The 22517-nt window shown below is 49.2% G+C and carries 19 protein-coding genes; 4 read left to right on the forward strand and 15 right to left on the reverse strand.

All coding sequences use genetic code 11. From position 1 onward, the window contains the following. Positions 1-68: 68 nt before the first annotated feature. From ACR9Y8_RS02675 to ACR9Y8_RS02705, 7 genes are read right to left on the reverse strand one after another with little or no spacing between them, the layout of a single operon-like run. Positions 69-1337: a sensor histidine kinase gene (locus ACR9Y8_RS02675; protein WP_481211682.1), complete on the reverse strand. Its 1269-nt coding sequence runs from the start codon at positions 1335-1337 to the stop codon at positions 69-71. Continuing rightward, positions 1321-2694 carry a sigma-54-dependent transcriptional regulator gene (locus tag ACR9Y8_RS02680; RefSeq protein WP_481211683.1) on the reverse strand — a complete coding sequence of 458 codons (1374 nt, stop codon included), beginning with the start codon at positions 2692-2694 and terminating at the stop codon, positions 1321-1323. The genes ACR9Y8_RS02675 and ACR9Y8_RS02680 overlap by 17 nt, the downstream gene beginning before the upstream one ends. Positions 2695-2732: 38 nt before the next feature. Next, on the reverse strand, positions 2733-3908 hold the full coding sequence (locus ACR9Y8_RS02685; protein ID WP_481211684.1) for an ABC transporter permease: 1176 nt from the start codon (positions 3906-3908) through the stop codon (positions 2733-2735). Positions 3909-3934: 26 nt separating this feature from the next. Then, positions 3935-5164 (reverse strand): ABC transporter permease, encoded by a 1230-nt coding sequence (locus tag ACR9Y8_RS02690; RefSeq protein ID WP_481211685.1) that lies wholly within the window; start codon positions 5162-5164, stop codon positions 3935-3937. A gap of 30 nt (positions 5165-5194) precedes the next feature. Beyond that, positions 5195-5860 (reverse strand): ABC transporter ATP-binding protein, encoded by a 666-nt coding sequence (locus ACR9Y8_RS02695; protein ID WP_481211686.1) that lies wholly within the window; start codon positions 5858-5860, stop codon positions 5195-5197. 10 nt (positions 5861-5870) lie between these two features. Further along, positions 5871-7358: a TolC family protein gene (locus ACR9Y8_RS02700; protein ID WP_481211687.1), complete on the reverse strand. Its 1488-nt coding sequence runs from the start codon at positions 7356-7358 to the stop codon at positions 5871-5873. A 5-nt stretch (positions 7359-7363) separates the two neighbouring features. Then, complete coding sequence (locus tag ACR9Y8_RS02705; protein ID WP_481211688.1) at positions 7364-8611, reverse strand: efflux RND transporter periplasmic adaptor subunit; 1248 nt, start codon at positions 8609-8611, stop codon at positions 7364-7366. Positions 8612-8837: 226 nt separating this feature from the next. Between ACR9Y8_RS02705 and ACR9Y8_RS02710 the strand changes: the two genes are divergently transcribed. Beyond that, positions 8838-10499 (forward strand): ArnT family glycosyltransferase, encoded by a 1662-nt coding sequence (locus ACR9Y8_RS02710; protein ID WP_481211689.1) that lies wholly within the window; start codon positions 8838-8840, stop codon positions 10497-10499. 235 nt (positions 10500-10734) lie between these two features. On the opposite strand, the gene ACR9Y8_RS02715 is transcribed toward ACR9Y8_RS02710, so the two are convergent. Beyond that, the gene (locus ACR9Y8_RS02715) at positions 10735-11592 is read right to left on the reverse strand and encodes a 2OG-Fe(II) oxygenase (RefSeq protein ID WP_481211690.1); all 858 of its coding nucleotides are present in this window, start codon (positions 11590-11592) and stop codon (positions 10735-10737) included. Positions 11593-11887: 295 nt separating this feature from the next. Here ACR9Y8_RS02715 and ACR9Y8_RS02720 point away from each other — a divergent pair, with 295 nt between their 5' ends. Continuing rightward, entirely contained in the window at positions 11888-12865 is a 978-nt protein-coding gene (locus ACR9Y8_RS02720; protein WP_481211691.1) for a lipase family protein, read from the forward strand. Positions 12866-12946: 81 nt separating this feature from the next. On the opposite strand, the gene ACR9Y8_RS02725 is transcribed toward ACR9Y8_RS02720, so the two are convergent. Both ACR9Y8_RS02725 and ACR9Y8_RS02730 read right to left on the reverse strand, forming a co-directional pair. After that, entirely contained in the window at positions 12947-13342 is a 396-nt protein-coding gene (locus tag ACR9Y8_RS02725) for a (R)-mandelonitrile lyase (RefSeq protein WP_481211692.1), read from the reverse strand. Between the two features lie 36 nt (positions 13343-13378). Continuing rightward, complete coding sequence (locus ACR9Y8_RS02730) at positions 13379-14122, reverse strand: SDR family oxidoreductase (protein WP_481211693.1); 744 nt, start codon at positions 14120-14122, stop codon at positions 13379-13381. 141 nt (positions 14123-14263) lie between these two features. On the opposite strand from ACR9Y8_RS02730, the gene ACR9Y8_RS02735 reads away from it, so the two are divergent. Next, the gene (locus ACR9Y8_RS02735) at positions 14264-14410 is read left to right on the forward strand and encodes a hypothetical protein (protein WP_481211694.1); all 147 of its coding nucleotides are present in this window, start codon (positions 14264-14266) and stop codon (positions 14408-14410) included. 73 nt (positions 14411-14483) lie between these two features. Here the strand turns inward: ACR9Y8_RS02735 and ACR9Y8_RS02740 are convergent, their stop codons facing one another. The 4 genes from ACR9Y8_RS02740 to ACR9Y8_RS02755 all read right to left on the reverse strand — a co-directional run bounded on the left by ACR9Y8_RS02740 (position 14484) and on the right by ACR9Y8_RS02755 (position 19824). After that, positions 14484-18314 carry a hypothetical protein gene (locus ACR9Y8_RS02740; RefSeq protein WP_481211695.1) on the reverse strand — a complete coding sequence of 1277 codons (3831 nt, stop codon included), beginning with the start codon at positions 18312-18314 and terminating at the stop codon, positions 14484-14486. A 143-nt stretch (positions 18315-18457) separates the two neighbouring features. Next, positions 18458-18883: a GNAT family N-acetyltransferase gene (locus tag ACR9Y8_RS02745; protein WP_481211696.1), complete on the reverse strand. Its 426-nt coding sequence runs from the start codon at positions 18881-18883 to the stop codon at positions 18458-18460. A gap of 11 nt (positions 18884-18894) precedes the next feature. After that, positions 18895-19335, reverse strand: coding sequence for a carboxymuconolactone decarboxylase family protein (locus tag ACR9Y8_RS02750; protein WP_481211697.1), 441 nt, complete (start codon positions 19333-19335; stop codon positions 18895-18897). Between the two features lie 18 nt (positions 19336-19353). Then, positions 19354-19824 (reverse strand): DoxX family protein, encoded by a 471-nt coding sequence (locus ACR9Y8_RS02755; protein ID WP_481211698.1) that lies wholly within the window; start codon positions 19822-19824, stop codon positions 19354-19356. A 79-nt stretch (positions 19825-19903) separates the two neighbouring features. Here ACR9Y8_RS02755 and ACR9Y8_RS02760 point away from each other — a divergent pair, with 79 nt between their 5' ends. Beyond that, the gene (locus ACR9Y8_RS02760) at positions 19904-21370 is read left to right on the forward strand and encodes an aminotransferase-like domain-containing protein (RefSeq protein WP_481211699.1); all 1467 of its coding nucleotides are present in this window, start codon (positions 19904-19906) and stop codon (positions 21368-21370) included. A gap of 3 nt (positions 21371-21373) precedes the next feature. Here the strand turns inward: ACR9Y8_RS02760 and ACR9Y8_RS02765 are convergent, their stop codons facing one another. Next, on the reverse strand, positions 21374-22486 hold the full coding sequence (locus ACR9Y8_RS02765) for a glycosyltransferase family 2 protein (protein WP_481211700.1): 1113 nt from the start codon (positions 22484-22486) through the stop codon (positions 21374-21376). Between the last annotated feature and the right edge of the window lie 31 nt (positions 22487-22517).

Below are 22517 nucleotides of genomic sequence, written 5' to 3' on the forward strand. Positions count from 1 at the left end.
TGCAGGGTCCAGTTTTTTTAAATACACCGGCAGCGTTTATTCGGGGGGGTATGGAAAAACTTTTTTTATTACAGTACGAATTGTATCAGAAATTCCGTTCTTCCCGGGGCAAGGGTGGTAAGCGATAGTTCATACCCGTGGTGATGCAGTACTTCTTTTATGAGCGTAAGGCCAATTCCCTGGCCGTTCTTTTTGGTACTGAAAAAAGGGCTGAACAACTGCGCGGCGGCTTCACTGCTGATGCCTTTTCCTGAATCTGCGATGATCAGCTGCTTTTCGCGGATACGGGTGATAAATTCAATGCGGCCTTTGTACTCAATTGCTTCCATGGCATTCTTCACGATGTTGATCAGCACTTGCTCCATTTGCTCCAGGTCTGCGTAGATGTGGAAAGGACCTTCTTCCAGGCGGTATTCAAAGCTGATCTCCTTTTCTCCTGCTTTCATTTCCATGAGGCGGGCAACATTACTGATCAGCTGATGCAGGTCAATTTCTTTCCTGGCAGGCTCGGGCAGGCGCACCACATCGGCAAAGTTCCGCATGAAATGATTGAGGTTGTGATTACGGTCGACGGCTACACGCAGCGCGTGTTGTAGCATGCCACCGCTTTGCCCGTTCTGCAGGCTTTCAGCACCAAGCGCAGATTGCAAAATGGAATTCACCGGCCCGATGGTATTGTTCACCTCGTGGGCCATCATCCGGATCACTTTACCGTAGGCTTTTTTCTCGGCAGCCAGTATTTCGGCGGTGAGCTCTTCTATCAATATAAACTCGCGGGGAAAACCACGGTCGATAAAATGTGATTTCTGCAGGCGATAAGTGAGCGCATTGTTATAAGTAACCGTTACAGAGCCGCCTTGCGGTAAGGCCCTTGCATGGGCCAGCATATCGGCGCCTTTCATCTCCATCAGCTGCCTGGCTTTGGGGTTTACCTGCGCAATGTTCCCATCGTGGTTGAGAATGATGATACCCGTAGGCGATGTATTTACCAGCTTTTCCAGGAACAGGTGCTGTTCCTGCTGCAGGGTCCTTTCATGCCGCAGCTCGTCAATCATACGGTTATATACGTTGATCAGCGCATCCATCTCGTATTTACCAGTAGGCACCAGCTTCACGTTAAAATCCCGGTCTTTGATGGCCTCAGTTCCGAGCACCAGTAGTTTTAAGGGGCCTATCAGCTGCTGATACAGGCGCCAGGATATGGCTACCGACAGCAGGATGATCAGCTCTGCCACAATGAACAGTATTTTATTCTCCTTAAACACAAACCAGGAAAGCACCAGCGCAAGCAGGTGCAAAACTGATAAGAAGAGGATATACTTAGTCCGAAGTTTCATCGTAGGGAATATTATATTTCTCCAGGCGGCGGTATAATGAGCTGCGGGTGAGGCCAAGGGCGCTGGCTGCTTTCGAGATCCTGTTCTTATGAAAATCCATGGCCTTACGGATCATCATGGCTTCTATCTCATCCAGCGTAATGGCCCCTACATCAGGAAGCTGTATGCTGCCTTTCCTTGCGGTGGAGAGCTCCAGCTGTGAACGGAAATCATCTACATCCAGGTTATCTTTCCGGGTGATCAGTACGGCACGCTCTACCAGGTTCTTTAACTGGCGAATGTTACCGGGCCAGCGCAATTCCTGCAGCCAGCGAAGGGCTTTGGGAGATACGGAGAGCGCAGCCCTGTTATAGATCTCTTTCAGGTTGCCGATGAAAAAGTTCACCAGCAATGGAATATCACCGGGCCTTTCTCTTAATGCAGGGAGATGTATAGTGATCAGGTTGATCCTGTAAAACAGGTCTTCCCGGAAAGTGCCCTCTCCTACCATCCGGCCCAGGTCTTTATTGGTGCCGCAGATCACGCGTGTATCCACTACCCGGGTGCGGCTGCTGCCCAGTACTTCGTAGGTGCGGTCCTGTAATACGCGCAGCAGCTTCACCTGGCTGCTGAGATCCAGGTCGCCGATCTCGTCCAGGAAAATGGTGCCTTTATGGGCCATCTCAAAACGGCCTACCCGGTCAGTACGCGCATCTGTGAAGGCGCCACGCACATGGCCGAACATCTCGCTTTCGAACAATGAAGTGGAAATACCGCCCAGGTTCACTTTGATAAAGGCCTTGGTGCGTCGCAGGCTGTTCTGGTGAATGGCTTCCGCCACCAGCTCTTTACCGGTACCGCTTTCGCCGGTGATCAGCACTGGCGCGTCGGTGGCTGCTACACGACCGATCGTTTCCAGCAGCTGCAGCATGCGCTGGTCTGCGGTAATAATGGAACGGAAATCATACAGGCTGTCCAGCTCTTTGCGGGTCTGGTGCTTTTCCGTTTTCTCGCGCAGCTGCAATAAGGTTTGCACGGACTGTAAGAGGTAGCTGTTATCCCAGGGCTTGTTGATAAAATCGTTAGCGCCCAGCTTCATACCTTGTACGGCCAGGGCAATGGTGCCCCAGCCGGTAATGAGGATAACGGGCACTTCGTTATTAATGGCCCTGATCTGCTTCAGCAACGCGATCCCTTCTTCACCGCTTGTTTCAATGGAGAAGTTGAGGTCCAGCATGATCAGGGATACCTTTTGCGCGTTGATAATATCCAGGGCCTCCTGTTGGGTAGCGGCTGCCAGGGTCTTATAGCCCGCATTCTCAAACAGCAGCATCAGCGAGGCCCTAACGGCAATATCATCATCAATTACCAATATCATAAGTAAAAGCAAGTTACATTTTTTCCGCTACAGCGTATTTAGTCTTCATGCAGCGCCACTGCGGGGTATACTGCCGCGGCCTGCCGCCCGGGATAGAAAGCGCAGATCAACACCAGCAGGTATACAAATAACACCGACAATACGATAGCCGCAACATAAACAGCCACAGGCAGGTCAAACACATTCAGCAAGGGAAACTGTACGGCGAAGAAAACACCCACAATAATAGAGAAGGTAGACAGGATAAGCGCCTCCGCTACCAGCTGCATGGATACCGAACTGCCTGTTGCGCCTACGGCCCTGCGCAGGCCAATCTCTCCACGGCGTTTATTGATATTGTACCATAGCACGCCAAACAAGCCCAGGGCCACGTTGATGATGAGGAAACCGGCAACAATGGATAAGATGATCATAGGCATCAGGGACATGCTATTCATGTTCTTCCGTTTGTCTGTAAGATGTTCTATCTCCACATTAGCCGTTTTCATAGCGGTGGATATGGTTTTATATAGGCGGCCTTCAAAGTTGATATCTGCATCCGGTGTTACACGCACCAGCATTTTCTCCATACCTCCCAGGCTGCCTGTATCAATACGATTAAAGACTGCTTTACCGGCTACCGTGTAATCTCCTTTCATTTTGGTATCCTGTACCACGCCGATGACCCGTGACTGCTTATCGTCTCCATACTGTTTGCCCACTGCAGGCTCGTTGCCGAACAGCTCTTCCCGCAGGGTGGCATTGATCACTACCGGCTTTACCCTGGCCACTGCGTCCTGTTTGTTAAACCAGCGTCCTTCCAGCAGCTTTAGCTTCAATAAGTTTTGATAGTTGTCGTCAACATTATACCAATTGATGCTGCTGATATTTTTGCCTTTATTATCAACCCCGTTCATAATAGTGGAGGAAGAAAAGGGCACATTGTTAGAGGTAAAACTGATCTCCCTTACCTGAGGCAAAGCCTTTACTGTCTTCTGCAGCGCATCGTAGAACAGCCAGATGGAATCTTTATTATCAGTCTTGAGCGGGTTACTATAGTTAACGATCCATACATTCTCATAGTCTAAGCCGATAGGTTTCCTGTAGTTGCCATAATAATAAACACAGATCGTCAGCACAGCAAACACCACCAGGAAGGAAACGAACATCTCGGTCATTAGCAGGAAGTTCTGCTTCTTTTTATTCCACATCAGTATAAATAAATGCCTGAACATAGTTTTTTGAATTAGTTGATGAATGATCATGATGCCTTCAATGCATCTACCACATGCATACGCGACATGCGCCAGGCGGGGTATACGCCGGACAAAAGGCCGAATACCAGGCAGGCCAGCAGGGCAACCAGCAATACATTGAAGTTCAGGGAGAGATGCAGATTATTGAACAGATGTGCATTATTGATCAGTTGAATGACTATAAGGGACAACACTACACTGATCGCACCGCTCAGCAGGGTAAGGATCAGGTTCTCAATAATGAACTGTCCGGCCAGTACCTTAGAGGATGCACCAAACGCTTTACGAACGCCAATTTCAGAAGAGCGCTCCATAATGCGGGTCACGTTGATGTTCACCAGGTTCATAGCAGGGAGCAGCATTACGAGCAGCACAAAGATGCTGATGATCATCAACACGATCTGCATGCCCGACTTCTTTTCATTACCGGTTCGCAGGTAGGCATTCAGGTAATTATCCGCATGCGTATAGATATTGGTATACATTTTATTGGACATCGGCAAGCGCACGGCCATCTGTTCATACTCTGCTTTCATCGCAGGCACATCAGCACTTGATGCGGCTTCCAATATGCCTATGAAATTGCCCCGATAATCTTTATTGGCCCGGAGGTCCATTTTTGAAAGTGTATAAGGCAGAAAGAGATCACCGGAGAACAGGTAATTGGTGGACGGCACTGTCTTCATAACGCCAGCCACCCGGTAGCGTACATCATCGGCCTCAATATATTGTCCCACCACAGACGGCATATTGCCAAAGTATTCCTTTTTCAGATCCTCTGATATGACGGCTACGCGCTCGCCGTTAGCCAGCTGTTGTGCTGTAAAGGGCTTCCCTTCCAGGAAATCGTGGTCCAGCACTTCCCAGTAGATAGCGTCAGTATAACGATAGCTCACCGTGATCTTTTTATTATTGACATAGGTATTGGTACTCTCCGGCCGTGAGGAAATAGCAATTTTAGCGGGCCTTTTCAGGCGCTTTACATAGCGGTCCAGGTAGTAGAAAGACAAAGCGCCGCTGTTCATGGAGCCGGGGCCGCTCTCTTCAAATGTGGTGATATACAGCATGCGGCTCCTGTTCCTGTCGGGATAGGTTTCACTCACCACTTTATCTACAAAAGCAGCAAGCACCATCAGGATGGTAATGGTAAAGCTGATGACGAAGATGCTGATAAAGGTGAAGAACTTCCTTCTTTTCAGCACCGCAATGGCGATCTTAAAATAATTGACGAGCATAGTCGGTATATGTTATAATGGATGAAAGGATCACTGCACCTGGCTGCCGTCGAACAGTCGAACAAGGCGGTGCGTTTTCTTAGCCATCTGCTCGTCATGCGTTACCATGACGATGGTAGTACCTTCTGTTTTATTCAGGTGCAGGAGGATCTCCATCACTTCATTGCCCATGGCGCTATCCAGGTTACCTGTCGGTTCATCGGCCAGGATGATCTCCGGACGGCCGGCGATGGCACGTGCGATGGCTACTCTTTGTTTTTGTCCGCCGGAGAGCTGTTTAGGAAAATGTTTCAGGCGGTTGCTCAGCCCTACTTTTTGCAGCGCCTCGGTTGCCAGCTGCTTTCTTTCCTTAGCAGCGCCTTTCCGGTAGATCAGCGGCAGCTCTACATTGTCTACTACCCGCAGGTCGTTGATAAGATGATAGCTCTGGAAGATGAAGCCGATCTTTCTGTTCCTGAACTCCGCCAGTTTCGCGTCCGGCAGGTTTTCCAGCTTCTTGCCGTCTATCTTCACTTCTCCTTTGGTAGGTGCGTCCAGCAGTCCCATGAGGTTCAGCATGGTGCTTTTACCGCAGCCGGAGGGACCCATTATGGAAAGGAACTCCCCTTTTTCTACCTGCAGGGAGATGTTGTGCAGCGCGAGTGTTTCAACCGTATCTGTACGGTATACTTTCTCTATGTTCTGTAGATGGATCATTATGATGGGTTTAGTTGTTAAACGATGTATAGGCTTGCTGATAGCTGATCTTTTCATCCTTTTCGAAATCGTACAGCGACAGGTAGCGCAGCTGGTAATAAGCGCTCCAGGAATCGCGCAGCGCGGCGATATAATCCCGCTTGGCCTGGTCTTTTTCCTGGAAGGCGATGCTCAGGTCTGTGATGCCGAAATTACCCAAGATATATCTTTCCTCAGCGATGCGGTACTTTTCGCTGGCTATGCTGTCTGCATTCGCAGTCAGTTGCAGCTGGTCTTCCATCATATCAAACAAGGTGACCTGGGTAACGATCTGCTGGGCAAAGATCTGTTTGTCCTGCTCCACCGCATATGCTGTAAATTCCAGGTTGGCCTGCGCGGTTTTGGTGCGCGACCTTGATCGCCCCCAATCCAGGATGGGGATGGCGAAGGTGATCTGTACTTCCTGCTGATCCTGTGGCGACTGGTAAGATTTACCGATGGTAGTAGCGCTTTTGGAAAAGCCCAGCTGCGCCGTTAAGGTGGCATTGAGGCCGTTATCGCCTTTGGCTTTGGCAACATCCCTGTTGGCTTCTGCCATACGCCGTGCAAAGGCAATCGCATCGCTACGGTTCTGATAAGCCTCTGCCAGCACCTTGTCTGCCGGAACATGCACATTTGATTTTGAACCGGGTGGAATGAGCGCTATTTCTTCCTTATGCTGCAGCCCGATATAAGACCGCAGGTTGAGGCCTGCTATTTCCATATCGCGGCGTGCAATACCGGCAGCCTTTTCAGACTTCAGCTGTTCCAGCTGCAGCTGCAGGATCTCGTTGCGTGAGATCTTGCCCAGCGCATATTTCTCATTGGCAATGCGCAGAATGTTTTTAGTGTTGCGGAGGTTGGTCTCTGCTATCTGCAAATTTACCTGTGCCAGCAGCAGGTCAAAGAAATAGCCGCAGGCAGTGATGGCCACGTTTTCCATGGCTTCAATGTAGGCCTGTGTGCTTTCCTTATATTTCAGGGGCTCAATCCGCCTGTCCCATTTCAGCTGGTTGAACTGGAACAAGGGCTGGCTGAAACCTATGCCGAAGGGCACGTTGTTATACAAAGTGTTCTTGCGGTCAAAATCATCAAAGCGTTGCAGCTGGGTAGTACCAAACACCGTTCCGCCCGTGGCGGCGATGCTCTGGCTGAAAGACAGGTTGAGCGAGGAATTGTTATTATGAATAGATTGAAAGAGGATCGTTCCATCCGGCTGCTGTACCTCGGTAAATGTTTTATTATAGCCTGGCAAGATCCCGTTCAGTGCCAGCTGCGGTTGATAATTGGAGCGATAGGTACGGAACTCCCAATATTTGGTTTTACGGGTGGTCAAAGCCTGTTTAGCAGCAATAGAGGAGGCCTTGGCCATGTCTACCACCTGTTCGAGGCCGAGCCTCAGCGTATCAGGAACCGTTTGTGCCTGTACCGCGCAACAGGATGACAAGCAAAAAATAATATAGCGCAATATGCGGTTCATACGGTTTAGTTGTTGATGGTGAGCCCGCGGGCATTTTTGTAGGCACTCATGTCAGAAATGATCACACGCTCTCCGGGCTGCACGTTATCCATGATCTCTACGTAGTCGAAATTGCTGAGGCCAATGTGCACTTTCCTTCTCTCGGCCTTACCCGCGTGCACCACGAAGATGTCTTGCTGGGCGGCTCCTTTAAAAGCAGCGCCGTTTGTTATGCGCAGTGCGTTCTTCTTAAAGGCGGTTACCAGGTAAACATCTACTTTCATATTAGGACGCAAGAGTTTATTATCGCCGGCATCCAGCTGAACAGCGAAGGTGATGATACCATTCTGAACGGCGGGCTGTATGTTCACGACCGTTCCTCTTATTGTGGCCTCATTGATACGGATGATGGCCGGCATCCCGTTGCGCAGCTGGTCCAGGTACTGGTCTGCAATACTGCCCTGCACCTTGAAGCTGCGCAGGTCTGCTATCCTGGCCAACGGGTCGCCTTCGTGTATGCTTTCCCCGATGTTCCTGTTCACCCAGGTGATCACGCCGCCCCGGCTGGCGGAGATATTGGCCAGTTGCAGCTTACGGCCCAGCTCATGCAGGTTACTTTCTTCTATGGCGGCAGCAATCTCCGCTTCTTTCATCTCGATCTGCATGGTCTGCTGTTTGCTTTTGATCTCGTTCTCCAGCTGCTGCTTTTCCAGGCGGGCCACTTTCAGCTCCAGCTCTGCCTGTTCAATATCTTCGCGGGTACCACCCCCGGCGCGGAATAAACGTTTTGCATTCTCCACTTCCGCTTCCATGCTGTTAATGCGTAGTTGTTTTACATCATTGTTGGATTTGATATCATAAAAACTCTTTTCCAGTTCCAGCCGCAGCTTTTTGATGGAATTACGTTTTGATTCCAGCTGGAACTGCAGCTTTTCGAATTCATTCTGTGATGCGGTTTTATCCAGCAGCAGAATAGATTGGCCCGCCTTGATGCTGCTGCCACTCTCCATCATCACCTGTTGAATAGAGGCATTGATAGGGCTGGTGATCACTTCCTCGAATTCAGGCAGCACTTCGCCGGAGGCATTGATGGTATTTTCGATATCGCCCCTTTCTACCACGGCGGTGATGATCTCAGATCTGCTGAGCGAAGGGGAAAGCACGGAGCGAAGGAAGATTACCACGGCAATGATGGCTAACAGGGAAAGGGATAAGGTCCATACCAGTTTTTTCTTTCTTTGCAACCGAACTTCTGTTTCAATTACTTTGTCCATGAAGAGATTTTAGCACCCAATACTTTCCAAGCCGGATGCCAAACAGAATATGTTCAAAATGAGATGCTTAGACGATTTCCATTTCACAAAAATGTCCGGTTCCGGACAATTTGTTTGAAAATGGGCAGACTAACAATATGATGATATCTTTATCTTTTTACTGGCTCATTTGTAAAAGCAGGTGTACGCCCCTATCTTTGCCAACCATCTATAATTACATAGAGATATGCATGGTAATAAAACAACAACTATAGTGCTGCTGGCCGCAATCGGCGCTTTTTTGTTCATTCCGTTCCTGGGGCGTGTGCACCTGTTCGACTGGGATGAGATCAATTTTGCCGAATGCTCCAGGGAGATGATCAAGCTGGACGATTATTCCCGTGTATATGTAAATTTCAAGCCTTTCTGGGAGAAGCCCCCGATGTTCTTCTGGATGCAGACGGTGGCGATGAAGCTATTTGGCTATACGGAATTTGCTGCGCGTTTTCCCAATGCCATCTGCGGCATTTTTACCTTGCTGGCGCTTTACCTCTGCGGCAGGCGCGTGTACGATCATAAATTTGGTTTGCTGTGGGCGTTGGCTTATGCGGGCTCATTGTTTCCTAATATGTATTTTAAGTCAGGGTTGATCGATCCCTGGTTCAATCTTTTCATCTTCCTCTCCCTGTATTTTTTCATCCTGTATCACTGGAAGCGCAACGGCTATGATAAAGAGGGGCTGACGAAAACACCGGTGTATTATGCGATCTGGGCCGGAATTTTTATGGGCCTCGCGGTATTGACCAAAGGCCAGGTGGCGCTGATGATCTTTTTACTGGTGCTGGGAGTATACCTCATCTATAACCGCTTTAAAATATACTTTGGCTGGGGACATGCGCTGCTGTTCCTCGTGATGGCTTCCCTCCTTACTTTCTCCTGGTATGGTTATGAAACCCTGAAGAATGGTCCCTGGTTCATTACGGAATTCCTGAAGTACCAGTATCGCCTGTTCACCACACATGATGCGGGACAGAAAGGTTTCCCGGGTTATCATTTCGTTGTGATCCTGATCGGATGTTTTCCGGCTTCCCTGTTTGCGATCCCGGCCTTCTTCAGAATGCGCTCCGGCAGCCGGTATGATAGAGATTTTAAACGTTGGATGGTGATCCTGTTCTGGGTGGTGACTATCCTGTTCACTATCGTGCAGTCAAGGATCATTCACTATTCTTCCATGGCCTGGTTCCCGGTTACTTTCCTGGCTGCTTACACTTTTTATAAGTGGGAGCGCAAGGAATTGCCTTATAAGAAATATGTGGCTGTTTTCGCCGGTATCCTGGGCATTATCATTGGTGTGGTGCTGTTGTCTGTTACCATTATTGCCATGAACATCAAAAAGCTGGTGCCTTATGTATCAGACACCTTTGCGCAGGGCAATATGATGGCGGATGTGCATTGGAGCGGTATAGAAGGCGCGCCCGGTATACTGATGCTGGCAGCGGTAATAACCGGACTGGTTTTATTAAAGCGTGGCGCTTATGGCAAGGCGGCATGGACCTTCTTTGGCAGCACTGCCATTGTTATATTCCTGGCAGCTATGCTGATCGTGCCTAAAGTGGAGCGCTACTCACAGGGCGCGGCTATTGATTTCCTGATTGAAAGACGCGGGGAGGATTGTTATGTAAACTCACTGGGATACTGGAGCTATGCACCTTTCTTTTATGCGCAGAAAGAGAAGCCTGCCAATCCGAATTCTTATAACGAAGAATGGTTGTTAAGGGGCGATATAGATAAACCTGCTTACTTTATTACGAAGGTGGATCGTGTGGAGGATTATACGAAGAATAACTCTGAGCTAAAAGAGCTGTACCGGAAGAACGGGTTTGTGTTTTTGGTTAGAAAGCCTCGCTAAGTTTGCATTGCCAGGACCAGTAATGCTTTGTGCGGGGGGCGACGAAGCAATCTTTTAAAAGCCTCTTCGTGTTGATCCGGGCGAAGAGTTACATTAAAAGATTGCTTCGTTGCTCCAACGCTCCAGCCCTCGTGGCTCCTCGCAATGACGGTGGCTGAAGCCCCATTGTTCATGGCAGCAATGACGGGGATGAAGCCCATTGTTTACGGCGGCAATGACGGCTATAAAACCAATATTATTTCTTACGGGAGAAGAGTTTCAGCATGTTGCTGATCACTTTATCATTCGATCCTAACCATCCCTTTACTTCCGTATAAGCAGCTACCATGGCATTGTCCAGCTTCACCCTCCATTTCTGGTTCTTGCTGCCTTCTCCGGGCCTTGCCATGTAGTGAGTAGCCCTGCGGAAAGGATTTTTCTCAATGGAATAGTAATATAAAGCAATAGAGCGCCTGAACTGGTCTTCCGGACAGGTCATGGGTTCCGGATGGCCGTGATAGGAATCAGCGTCTGTATTGAAGATCACACAACGGTTAAAGATGGGGGATACTTTCCTTTCACAGGCAGCCATTTGCCGGTCCCACAGTTCCAGCTGTCCGCCCCATTCGTCCTGCCAGTCTTTATTCAGGTAAACCAGCACGTTCACACGGCGTTGCCAGTTCCTGTGGTGCGGGTGCACGGTAAAATCAGCGTGAATATTCAGGTAACCGCCCCTGCCCGACTGGTGTATACCACCGCCTTCCAGGTAATCGTCCTTCTGCAGGTTCTTAATGCCTGTTAATTCGCTGAGGAACTGCAGGAATTGGGGCGAGTTCAGTTCATTGATCGTATGCCGGATGTTGGGAGGCAACTGTTCCAGCTTGTTCAGACCGCGTTTCTTTTCGTTGAAATGTACATAGTTGATCCATCCGTCAGCTGTGCTGAGCGCATCAAACTCCTCATTACATTTGTCGAGTATTTCCGGGTTCAGGAAATCCTCCAGTACAATGTGCGGATATGGTCCTGCGTCCTGGTACCGGCGGCTGATCACCGGGAGCTGGCTGGCCCAGCTTTGAATGTCTATAACAGTTGTAGGTGTGGATACTGTTTGCAAGGTCGAACTTTTTATACTGAACAAAGATAGTTGCTATGTTATTTGGCCCCAAAAAAGGTTTCTCCTGGGTTTACACTACGAATATATCAAAACATTTTATTACATATAAGTTATATTTTAGTTAAATCCTGCTTATTCAGCAACCAGAACAATAGGAGCGCCAGCTCGTTACCCAATGAAGAATACTCCTCCGGATCATCAAAAATCACGGAAACTCGTTATATTAGCCGGCAGAAAATAAATATTTGTATCCCTTATTAATTCCCTCATTTAATCATTTTAAAACTATTACACCATGACGTCAATTTCGAATCCCCTCACCAATGCACAGAGTGCGGTATTTCTCTCTTATGTTGCCTACTCCACTGATGCTTCCAACGACATTTCCACCTACCTGCCCGGCTGGAAAGTTGTATGGAACGGCATCCAGACAAACGACGGCAACTATGCGTACATTGCCGTAGACCCAACCGGGGAAATCTATGCACTCGCTATACGGGGCTCTCTGAATCCTGATGAGATCTTCAAAAACTGGGACGCATTTGCCAACTGGATCCTGGAAGACCTGGACGTGATCACACAGGTAAGCTGGCCTTATGCAAGCACACCGAACCCGTTGATCGCTTCAGGTACCAACACTGCGTTCACCAATGTGCAGACCATGCAGGATGCAATGGGCAGTGGTCTTTCTATTGCAGATTACCTGATCCCGAATATCAAAGCCGGCAAACAACTGATCATTACCGGGCATAGCCTGGGGGCTAATCTCGCCAATGTGTACACGTCTTATTTTGTAACAACGGTTACACAACAAAACCTGTCTACCAGCAATATTTCCCTTTACACCTTCGCAGCACCTGCTGCCGGTAATGCGGATTTTGCAAAAGACCTGGATGCGAAGCTGCCTACGGCGTGGCATTACCAGAACTCAAATGATATTGTGCCCAACTTCCCGGTTTCACAGACGATCATTAAAACAGCTTTCCTGTATCAGCCTAAACCGGATGCTTCTGCTATTACCATCAGCTATAATGGCTATACGGTAAGCCTGCGGGAAGGCTTTATCCTGCTGGCGGGCGTGTTCCTGTATTATGGATATCAGCAGCAGTCAAATAACTATACAACGTTTTATACAGAGCTGGATCCCAGCTATGAGGATAATACGGCGACGGATTGGTTTGGCCAGGCAGGGTCACAGCATCATTTGAGTAATTATGGTGCGTTTCTGGGTGTGAATGTGCCGAAGGGAGCAAGTGCGGCAGAGACGGTGTGAATACACGGGAAGTGATGAATTTAAAAATGTGATGAATTTAAAAAGGCTGCACGATGTGCAGCCTTTTTTGTATTGACTTCCTTACCTCCCATACTCCTCATCCCCCACCTTTTCCAACCACTCCACCGCCTTCCCATCCAAACTCTCCTGGATGGCAATATGTGTCATTGCCGTAGTAGCCGTTGCACCATGCCAATGCCGCTCACCGGGAGCAAACCAAACTACATCACCGGGACGGATCTCCTCTACCGGCCCACCCTCGCGCTGCGCCCATCCACAGCCGGCGGTAATGATCAATGTCTGACCAAGCGGATGGGTATGCCAGTTAGTACGGGCGCCCGGTTCAAATGTAACACTGGCGCCGGCCACTCTGGCCGGGGCATCAGCCTGGAACAAAGGATCTATCCGGACCGTACCGGTGAACCAGTCTGCCGGTCCTTTGCCGGATGGCTGTGAGCCGCTTCTTTTGATGTCCATATCTAAGCTGTTTGGTATTCCGGTACAATACTACTACTAAAATTCCTGAGTAACAGGCCTGAACAGTATTTCATTAATATCTACTTCTTCCGGCTGGCCAATCGCGTAGGCAACCGCCCTTGCGAAGGAATCCGCAGGGATCGCTTTCTCATATACTTTACTATAAGCTGCAGCGATATCAGGCTCGGAAATGGTGTTGGTTAGCTCAGTGGCTACGGCGCCCGGAGAGATCACCGTAGTGCGGATATTATGCGGTTTCACTTCCACACGTAGGCCTTCTGATAGGGCACGGACCGCAAACTTGGTAGCAGAATAAACCGCATTGCCATTAGGCACCTTATGTCCGGCTACAGAAGACACATTGATGATATGCCCGGAGCGCCGTTCCTTCATATAAGGCAATACTGCTGCAATGCCGTATAACACACCTTTCAGGTTTACATCGATCATCGCATCCCATTCTTCGATCTTCAGGCGGCCGATTGGAGCAGCCGGCATCAGGCCGGCATTGTTGATGATGACATCTACTTTTCCGAAAGTTTGTACGGTACTATCTACGAGTTGCTTTACCCGTTCATATTGCGTTACATCTGTAGTGAGCGCCAGTGCCTCAGCGCCCTTCTGTTTCAGTTCTTCGGCCAGCTGCTGTATACGGTCTGCCCTGCGGGCGGCTAATACAAGCGTAGCGCCCTCTGCTGCCAGCAGACGAGCAGCTGCTTCTCCCAGGCCGCTGCTGGCGCCTGTAACGACAATTACTTTCCCTGCAATGTTATTGCTCATGGTGTTTCATTTTATTGCAGCCAAAGTTATTGCGCAAGGGCAGTTGCCAGCTAACGATTATCAAACAAAACATTGAAAAATTCAAACATTTACTGTGGAGGGCCCCTGAGCCCGGTATTGTAACATTTATTCCGCCAGCCTTTGTCCGAAAGGAAGCAGATCAGTGCCTGTACAGGCGACCAGCTTGTTCCTTTTAACGATGCTGTTAAAGCAGATTTGGATACCGCCATTGCTAAAGCGAGGGAGCTGCTCACACAGTCAAGGCCTGCCCAACCAGACGCCCTGTAGGTAAAACATGACCCGGTTAACTATGGTAAAAGCTATATTGTATACAGGGTGGTGATACAATAAAAAAACGGGGCTATACCACCACATCCGGTGATGAAGCATCGCTGAACGGCGCCGGAGCACTGCCGGTGAGCTCATAGGTGTATATATACGCGTTGTCAAGATCATGTTTGAAAGAGCCCTCACCGGTGCCTTGCATATCAGATGGACCAACGCTGGCATCATTGGCTTTGAGCCAGCTATCATCCTGGTCTCTTTTATGCGCCCAGTAGTGGCCGCCTCTGAGCGTCTCACCCTGGTGGTAAACAAATCCCTGTAATTTGTATTGCTTCCGCATCACCTGCACCGGTCCCTGTTCGGATAAACTGAAATACTCTGGCATTTTAAAAGGTTTGCTCAATTTATTCCGGTTATTATCAAAGCGCTTCAGGGCGATGGTCAATACCGCTGGAAGCCGCGTAAATATCGTTTCTTCCTGTTTTTTTACTACGCTTACCCATTGCTGATCCATTAATGCCCAATCAATCGTTTTCCGGTTGTTATGATCAGGCTTATGTACAGGGAATCGTGGGTTGTTGAGCCAATCGATAAGGCCCTTGGCATCAGTCACAGATATGTTAAGTATATTCTCAGGAGGTTGCGGCGTTGTCTTTTCCCCGTTAACCCAGGGCACAGCCGAGGGATCATTGGGCGAAGGTTGTATTGCGGATACATCATACGCTTCAAGGATCTTACGCTTGTCTACTGCTACGTGTCTGAACAGCGCATCATGTTGTTGCAGCAGCTGGTGTGGATTAGGAATCTGCGTTGGATCCAGTTCATCCATTAACTGACCCATCAGCTCTGCAGCATCTTCATGGCGGCCCATGCTGTTGATCAATCCTAATGTATATAAGTACAATCGCAGATCGCGTACGTCTGCTTTAGTGATGCTTTGCTGGTTCCCTACCTTGTTTACCAGCTGACGCACCTTGCCGTCCAATGCCAGGTGCTGATAAACGGGTAAAGATAACAGCTGGCACAGCGCGTTCATGAAACAATCCGTTCCGGTGTTAGGAATGCCACCCTTTTCTGCCTTGTCTTCCAATGAAGCATTCCGTTTATAGGGCTTTTCATTTGCTTCGTCAATATCAACTTTCTGCTGGTCGTCATGCAAGCTGCTTTTGACCACTTTTTTACCGATAATGTCTCCCAGCAGCTCATAGTTCTGCGCTACATTGTCATATTCCTTCCGGTCCATAAAGAGAGGGTCCATCCTCACTTCCTTTATATAGGTCCCTATCCTTCCCATGAGATCATTGAGGAGATTCCGCTGCAAACGCTTTTTCAGGTCTATGAAGCGGTCTGCTTCTGTTTTTTTACGTTCCTTTTTTATGCTGGCGTGCAAAGTATCTATGTCAGCCAGGCTATCCGGCCCGAGCCGTTTTTGGAGCAGCTCCCTGGTTGCAATAGTTACTCCGCTCCAGCTTTTTTCATCTTCGGCTGTAAGACCAACGCTAAAAGCAGTATTGATCTTATCATCCTTGATGATCATTCGTACCTCCTGGATATAGCCCAGGAGATCTTCTTCTTCATTTTCCAGCTGCATCTCCAGTATGTCAAACCATACCTGCTGTAATATAGTAGTAATGTATGCATTGCTGGCCTGGGATGTTTCAAACATCCCTGTTGTAACAGCTTGTTCCGGTTCCTCATTTTCGAGCAGCTTCTCCAGTCCGTTTTTGAAATTGCTCATCAGCTTCATATCCTTTTCAGTATAGTCAGCTGTATCGCGCAGTTCCTGTATGTGATGATATGTCCGTTCGATCTCGTCGATCGTTTCAGGCGGATATTTTTTACGGACGCTGAGCAGGCGGGTTACCATATTGGCGATCTGCAGGAACCGGAGATCAAAGGGGTTCATATTATGCTCATCGCTGTAAAAATAGCTTTTGCTGGAGGGGAAGGCATCCGGCACTCTTTCATCAAGCTCCTTATCTGACACCACTGCCATTACCGGAACGTGATCACTGAAGCTGAACCACGACGCTGAAAGCTCATTATCCTCGCTTTCCATATAGTGAGGCAAACCGGTAGCAGGATCAATCACTCCGGCCTGGTACGTTCCTGCGGTCTTACGGTCTACAATAAAATAGTCGGCGCTCTGAAGGCCGGCGTTATTCTCATTGGTCCCGGTCAAAGATCTTGCATCCCTCAGACCTTTTCTCTCAATGCTCTTTTTATAATTATAAGGTTTGCCCGATGCCGGATCCGAGAGGTTCCTGACCTCATTCATGGTGCCGGTGGAAAGCTTGTTGCCCCTTTTAGATCTGCCAACGGAACTGTTCGAGTTCAGTTGCTGCGCTTTGATCACTTTTCTGGCCAGCCTGTAAGCATTCGGAACCTCCGTTTTATACGTCTTGTTCTGGAACCTCAGAACAGCCGGAGTTTTTACAACTGCTTCCTCAGCGATATAATAATCTCCGCCAACAATCAGTTGCGCACCAGCCTTTCTCGACTTGTCTCTTAGCTTTGGTAGGGATTTGCGCAATTGTTCCTCATAAATAACCCTCCTGTCAAATTCATCGCCTTCCGGGCTGGTATGCACCATACCGTACCAGATCTCATTTCCGGCCCGCTTACCGTTTGCGTTCTTTCTTTGGAATTTGTGAACGACAATCGGGCGGAACTTTGTATAACCAAGATGAGGATTCTTGGTCCAGCTTATGTTTGCACGGCTTATCTCCTCTCCGGCACTGCTGATCGCAGTATAGCCGAGGTATTCATACTTTTCTTCGTTGAAAACAGCCGGGTAATATTCTATCTGTGATTGGCGCAACAGCTCTTCCGGCGAATTCAGCAGGGCATAAGCGGCAGTCTGTGCCAGGAAATCTGCGGCGGTATAATCCTTCTTTACGGGAAGGGTTTTTATGTGATCGCTAGAATCATCATGTTCGTCATTGTGCGCCTCAATGGCTGCATTAAGGGCTTTTACATCTATTGAAATAGCCTGCAATTTAGGCCCCTTTACCAGCTTGCTGCCTTTATCTTTCTTAAATTCAGATTCCTCGTCCTCCTCCATTTCATTCTTTTCTTCGAGCTTTTTCTTCATAAAATCCACCCCTTTCCCTACTTCGTTGAAGCCCATAATGAGATTGGGGTGCACCTCCATTAAATGGCGGGCATGCGCTATCATATAATGCTTTTTCAAGGAGCCGAGAATGGATAATATGATCCTGTATTTCCCGGCAAAATAGGCGTCACCTTCATCTCCCAGCCTTTTGCATATATAGTTAAGTCCTTTCACCGCGTCCATCAGCTGATCTACAGCATGGATCTCGGAAAAATCCGGCAGCCCGCCGGCATTAGCTGCTATTACCCCCACATATTCTGATATTTCCCCGGCAGTAAATCCCTCCTTTGGTTGTTTCCATGGCTTTACCGTGGCAAGGATATCCTTTGTATCGAAATCTTCCATCTTCTTAAGGATCCCATCCTCGTCCAGGTCATTTCCTTCTCCGAAGTGATTGGCATTCCAGGCTACAAATTTTAAAGGGACATCCTGTTCCGGGTCCAGCTGCGCATCCTCTTCACCAAGGGTAATTGCCGGAACCGTATCTTCCTCATCCTCCTCTTCGTCCATTTTAGCCGGCGCATTATGCTTTGATTTGTGCTTCTTTTTGGGAGGGGCTGTTTTCTTCTTCGCAGGCTGCTGCTTTCTTTTGGTAGCCAGCTGCACTACCGTATCATCCGGTTTTAGCTGAAACGGTTTTATTTCAGGTTGCGGATCGTGCTCCTGAGACGTCTCCGGCTCCTCCAAAGCGTGTCTCACCGCGGGGTACGAGATCCCGGAGGATTGAGGGTGATGTGCTGCCGCACGGGAAGGTATATTCGCTGACTGCTCTTTACTGCGTTCGTTTGCCATGGATCTGAGGGAACGGGATTTACTTTCTCCACTAATTTACAAACTATCTTTTATGTTTCCCTTAATAAAAAAAGGCTGCCCAACCTTGCGTTGAGACAGCCTCTTACAGTTCAGAATGGCGGCAAACGGTAAGTATTTCTATGCTATGATAAAGATTTCCGGAAGTGATGTGCCGACAGCACATACCCTTTATTCAGGTACAGGCGGTGTGCAGGATGCAGCTGAAAGCCGCTGTCCAGCACCACGGAGCTCTTCCCTGTTTCCTTTGCCAGCTGGTGAATGTAATCCAGCAGGGCGCCTGCATATCCTTTACAACGAAACTCCGGTAAGGTGCAGAGATCATCCACATAGATAAATTTACCTGCATAAAGGCTATAGATGTTGCGGTAACCTGCAAAGGCAGCCACTTTATTATTCTCCGAGAGGTACAGCATATGATAGCCTTCCAGCTGCATCTCCTTCACCTGCTGCAGGTAATCGTTCTTTACCAGGTGGGGCCGCAAAGTGTTCACTACCTCCCAGCAATCGGTTATCTCCTTTTCACTTTGCGCATATCTGATGTGAAACATAATCGGCTGTTTTATAATTCAGGTTCCATGTGTAAAGAAACGCCTATACGGGTCCAGGCATTGATGGTAATGGCAATCATAATGATCTGCGCGGTCTGCTCTTCACCGAAGAGGGACAGTGACCTTTGATAAAGCTCTTCGCTCAGGCCGTGCTGGTGGATCAGTGTGATCTCTTCTGCAATGGCCAGTACCGTGCGCTCCGCTTCATTGAACGCATTAGGCGCCTCTCTCCATACACCTACCAGGTACATCTTCTTAGGATCAGCGCCCAGTTTCAGCGCATCGTGGGTATGCTCGTTCACGCAATAGGCGCAGCCATTGATCTGGGCAACGCGGACCTTTATCAGCTCGCGATGTAAGCGGTCAACACTGGTGGTCTCAATGTATTTGTCTAATGCGTCCATTGCTCTGTAGGCAGCGGGTTGTACTTTGCCCATTTTAAGTCTTGACATGGTGCTATTGTTTTTATGTTAATACAGATCACTTGTTTGATAAGCGTGTTTCCTCTTCGATAAAATGCCATCCAGGCTCCATTTATAAGCTGGCAGGGTAGAGAGCAAAAAGCTGGCTGCACTGGCCGTGAATACAGAATAATTCAGCGGCGCCTGGATACCGAATGCCACTGTCATGCTCAATGCAAACAGGAGCAGCAGGATACCGCTGCCAATGGCAGCCCAGCGGGTGAGCAGGCCCAGGATCAGCAGCACACCGAAAATGATCTCAGCGGCAGAGGCGATCCCGGCTACAAAGTTTGCCAGGCCATAAGGCAGGAAGAATAACAGCTTATAGGCATAGTCCATAAAATGCTGCCAGTCGCCCCAGCTGATGCGTGCGCCACCGGGAGGTCCCCATACGCCTAAGCGGTCAAGACCTGCACACAGGTAACTAGCGCCGAGCCCTATACGTAAATAAAGTTGGATCAGGGATTGATTCTTTTGCATCTGTTTTGATTTACGATGTAAAATTATCACCGGCTTGGGCTACCTTTATAGTCCAGTTGAAACAAAACGTGTAGTCCAGATGCTTCCTTTCCAGACCTTGCTTACTATCAACAAGAATGGCAGCGCTCCGGTGTATCAACAGATCTCCAACGGGCTGATAGGCCTCATTCGCGAAGGTGTTATCAAGCCCGGCGCTCCGCTGCCCGGCAGCCGGGAAATGGCCCTGTTGCTGCAGGTGCACCGTAAGACCATCGTGGCGGCTTACCAGGAGCTGTTTACACAAGACTGGATAGAAACGATCCCCCGTAAAGGCGTGATCGTATCACAGCGCCTGCCCGAAATAAAACCGCGCAGTTTTAAAGCGGCCGCCAAAATACCTGCCTATGCAGGTAATACCGGGTTTACCTTCAATAAAGCGCCGGTGGTGCTTAGTTCAGCCGCCCGTGCAGGCGATCACCGGCTGATCATCAATGATGGATTCCCTGACCACCGCGTAGCCCCGATAGACCTGCTGATACGCGAATACCGCAGCCTGTACAACAGCGCGGCCATTAAACGTTATGCCGCCTACGGCAGCCCCCAGGGACCTTTAAACCTGCGTACGGCCATGGTGCAATTCCTGTCTGACAGCCGGGGATTAAACATCACACCAGGCAATGTGATGCTGACACATGGCGCGCAAATGGCCATTTATATTGCTGCCCGGATGATCTTAAAACCAGGCGATACCGTACTGGTAGGCGAGCCGAATTATTTCCTGGCGGATATGATCTTCCAGCAGTTTGGCGCTAAACTGGTACGCATACCGCTGGATGAGAACGGGATCGACGTGGATGCCATCGCGAAGATCTGCAAACGGCAAACACCCCGCCTGCTCTACATCATCCCGCACCATCACCACCCTACCACCGTTACGCTGAGTGCTGACCGTCGCATGAAGCTGCTGGAGCTGATCCGGGAATATAAGCTGCCTGTGATAGAAGATGATTATGACTATGATTTCCATTACAGCAGCAGCCCTATTTTGCCGCTGGCCAGCGCAGATCATGGAGGGAATGTGATCTACATCGGCTCCTTTACCAAATCGCTGGCTACGTTTATAAGAGTAGGCTATATGGTAGCACCGGAGAACTTCATCACCGAAGCGGCGCTGCAACGAAGGATGATAGACATCCGGGGCGATAATGTGCTGGAAGAAGCGCTGGCGGTCCTGTTTAAGAACGGCGATATGCAGCGGCACCTGAAGAAATCAGTGAAGCTATACCATGAAAGAAGGGACCTGCTCTGCGAACTGCTGGAACAGGAACTGAAAGGCGTTGTCAGCTTCCGCAAACCGGCGGGGGGCATGGCGGTATGGGCCCGGTTCAACGAGCAATATCCCCTGCCCTCTATTGCAGCAAGGGTATCTGCACAGGGACTGTTCATGACAGACGGCGCCAATTACAGCTATGGCACCAGCAACCATAACGCGCTGCGCTTTGGCTTTGCCTCATTAAACGAAAAGGAAATGCGGGAAGCGGTGGCTATTATCAAACAGGTAATATAAGCGCTAGCATGCGCGCAGGATCAGGAACACCAGCAATGGATAGAGGATCCATTTAACGATCTTGTAGGTGTTGGTACGGTAGAAGTATACTTTATTGATGATCCCATTATCATGAAAACGTTCCCCAATACCTTTAAAACGGAAGCGTGAAAGCTTGCCCCACAATACGCCGGCTTCCTGCGCCAGTCTGAGCGCAATAACATAGGAGAACACGGTGATGTTTCCCGTACGGGCGCGTTTAACAGTCTGGATGCTGCTGGCGATCAGCTCAATGATCACCGCACCTGCCATAAACAATAATACAGAAACTACCCAGGCCGGTTCTACAAACAGCACTACGACTGCCACCAGCAATGAAAGCAACAAGGTTTCCGGTGTATTGGGAAAATCGTAATAAGCATATTTAGGATTCAGCTGTGGCAGCCAGCTGTTGCCCGTACCATAACGGAAAGGGCGTTTCAGATCCGGCTGTTCATTCTTCCACCAGGGATGCACCACTGCTGCATGCGGCAGGGTTTTGAAATCCTTATACCCGTTGTGCTCACGGATCTTTAGGAAGAAGTCCACGTCTTCACCACCGCCTGATTTAGGGTATACGGTGGAGAAACGCACATCGCCAATGGCGCTGCGTTTTACCATGATATTGGCTGTAGCGCCCCAGGCAAAGGAGGGCTTATGTTCAGCGATGGAAAAGATATCCAGGGAGCCGCTTGCCTTCAGTGCAGCGGTAAAATTGGTACCCGGTTCGGGCAGGCGCACCATGCCGATAAAACCTATTTCCCCGGGATGTTCGATAGCGGCATTCGCGTAAGTGATCAGCAGGTCTTCGCTCACGGCGATGTCATCATCCAGCAGCAGCACCCATTCTCCCCTTCCCATATTGATGCCTGCATTGCGTGTAATACTGGCGCCCATATTCTGCGGGTTGACCGCCAGGAATACCTGTTCATTATCCACCATCGACTGGATGGAAGATGCCGGGATGATCGCCGGGTTATCGGCTACCAGGTAGAATCTGATGAGGGCATTGTCAGGTTTTCGCAGGCGAAGGATAGGCAGAATGTACTTCTCGTCCAGTCGAAAAGAAGGAATAACTACATCAATACTTACTTTCATGCATTCGTTTGGAGCGATAAAGATAGATACA

This window comes from Chitinophaga sp. SVR4-12A, assembly GCF_056754765.1.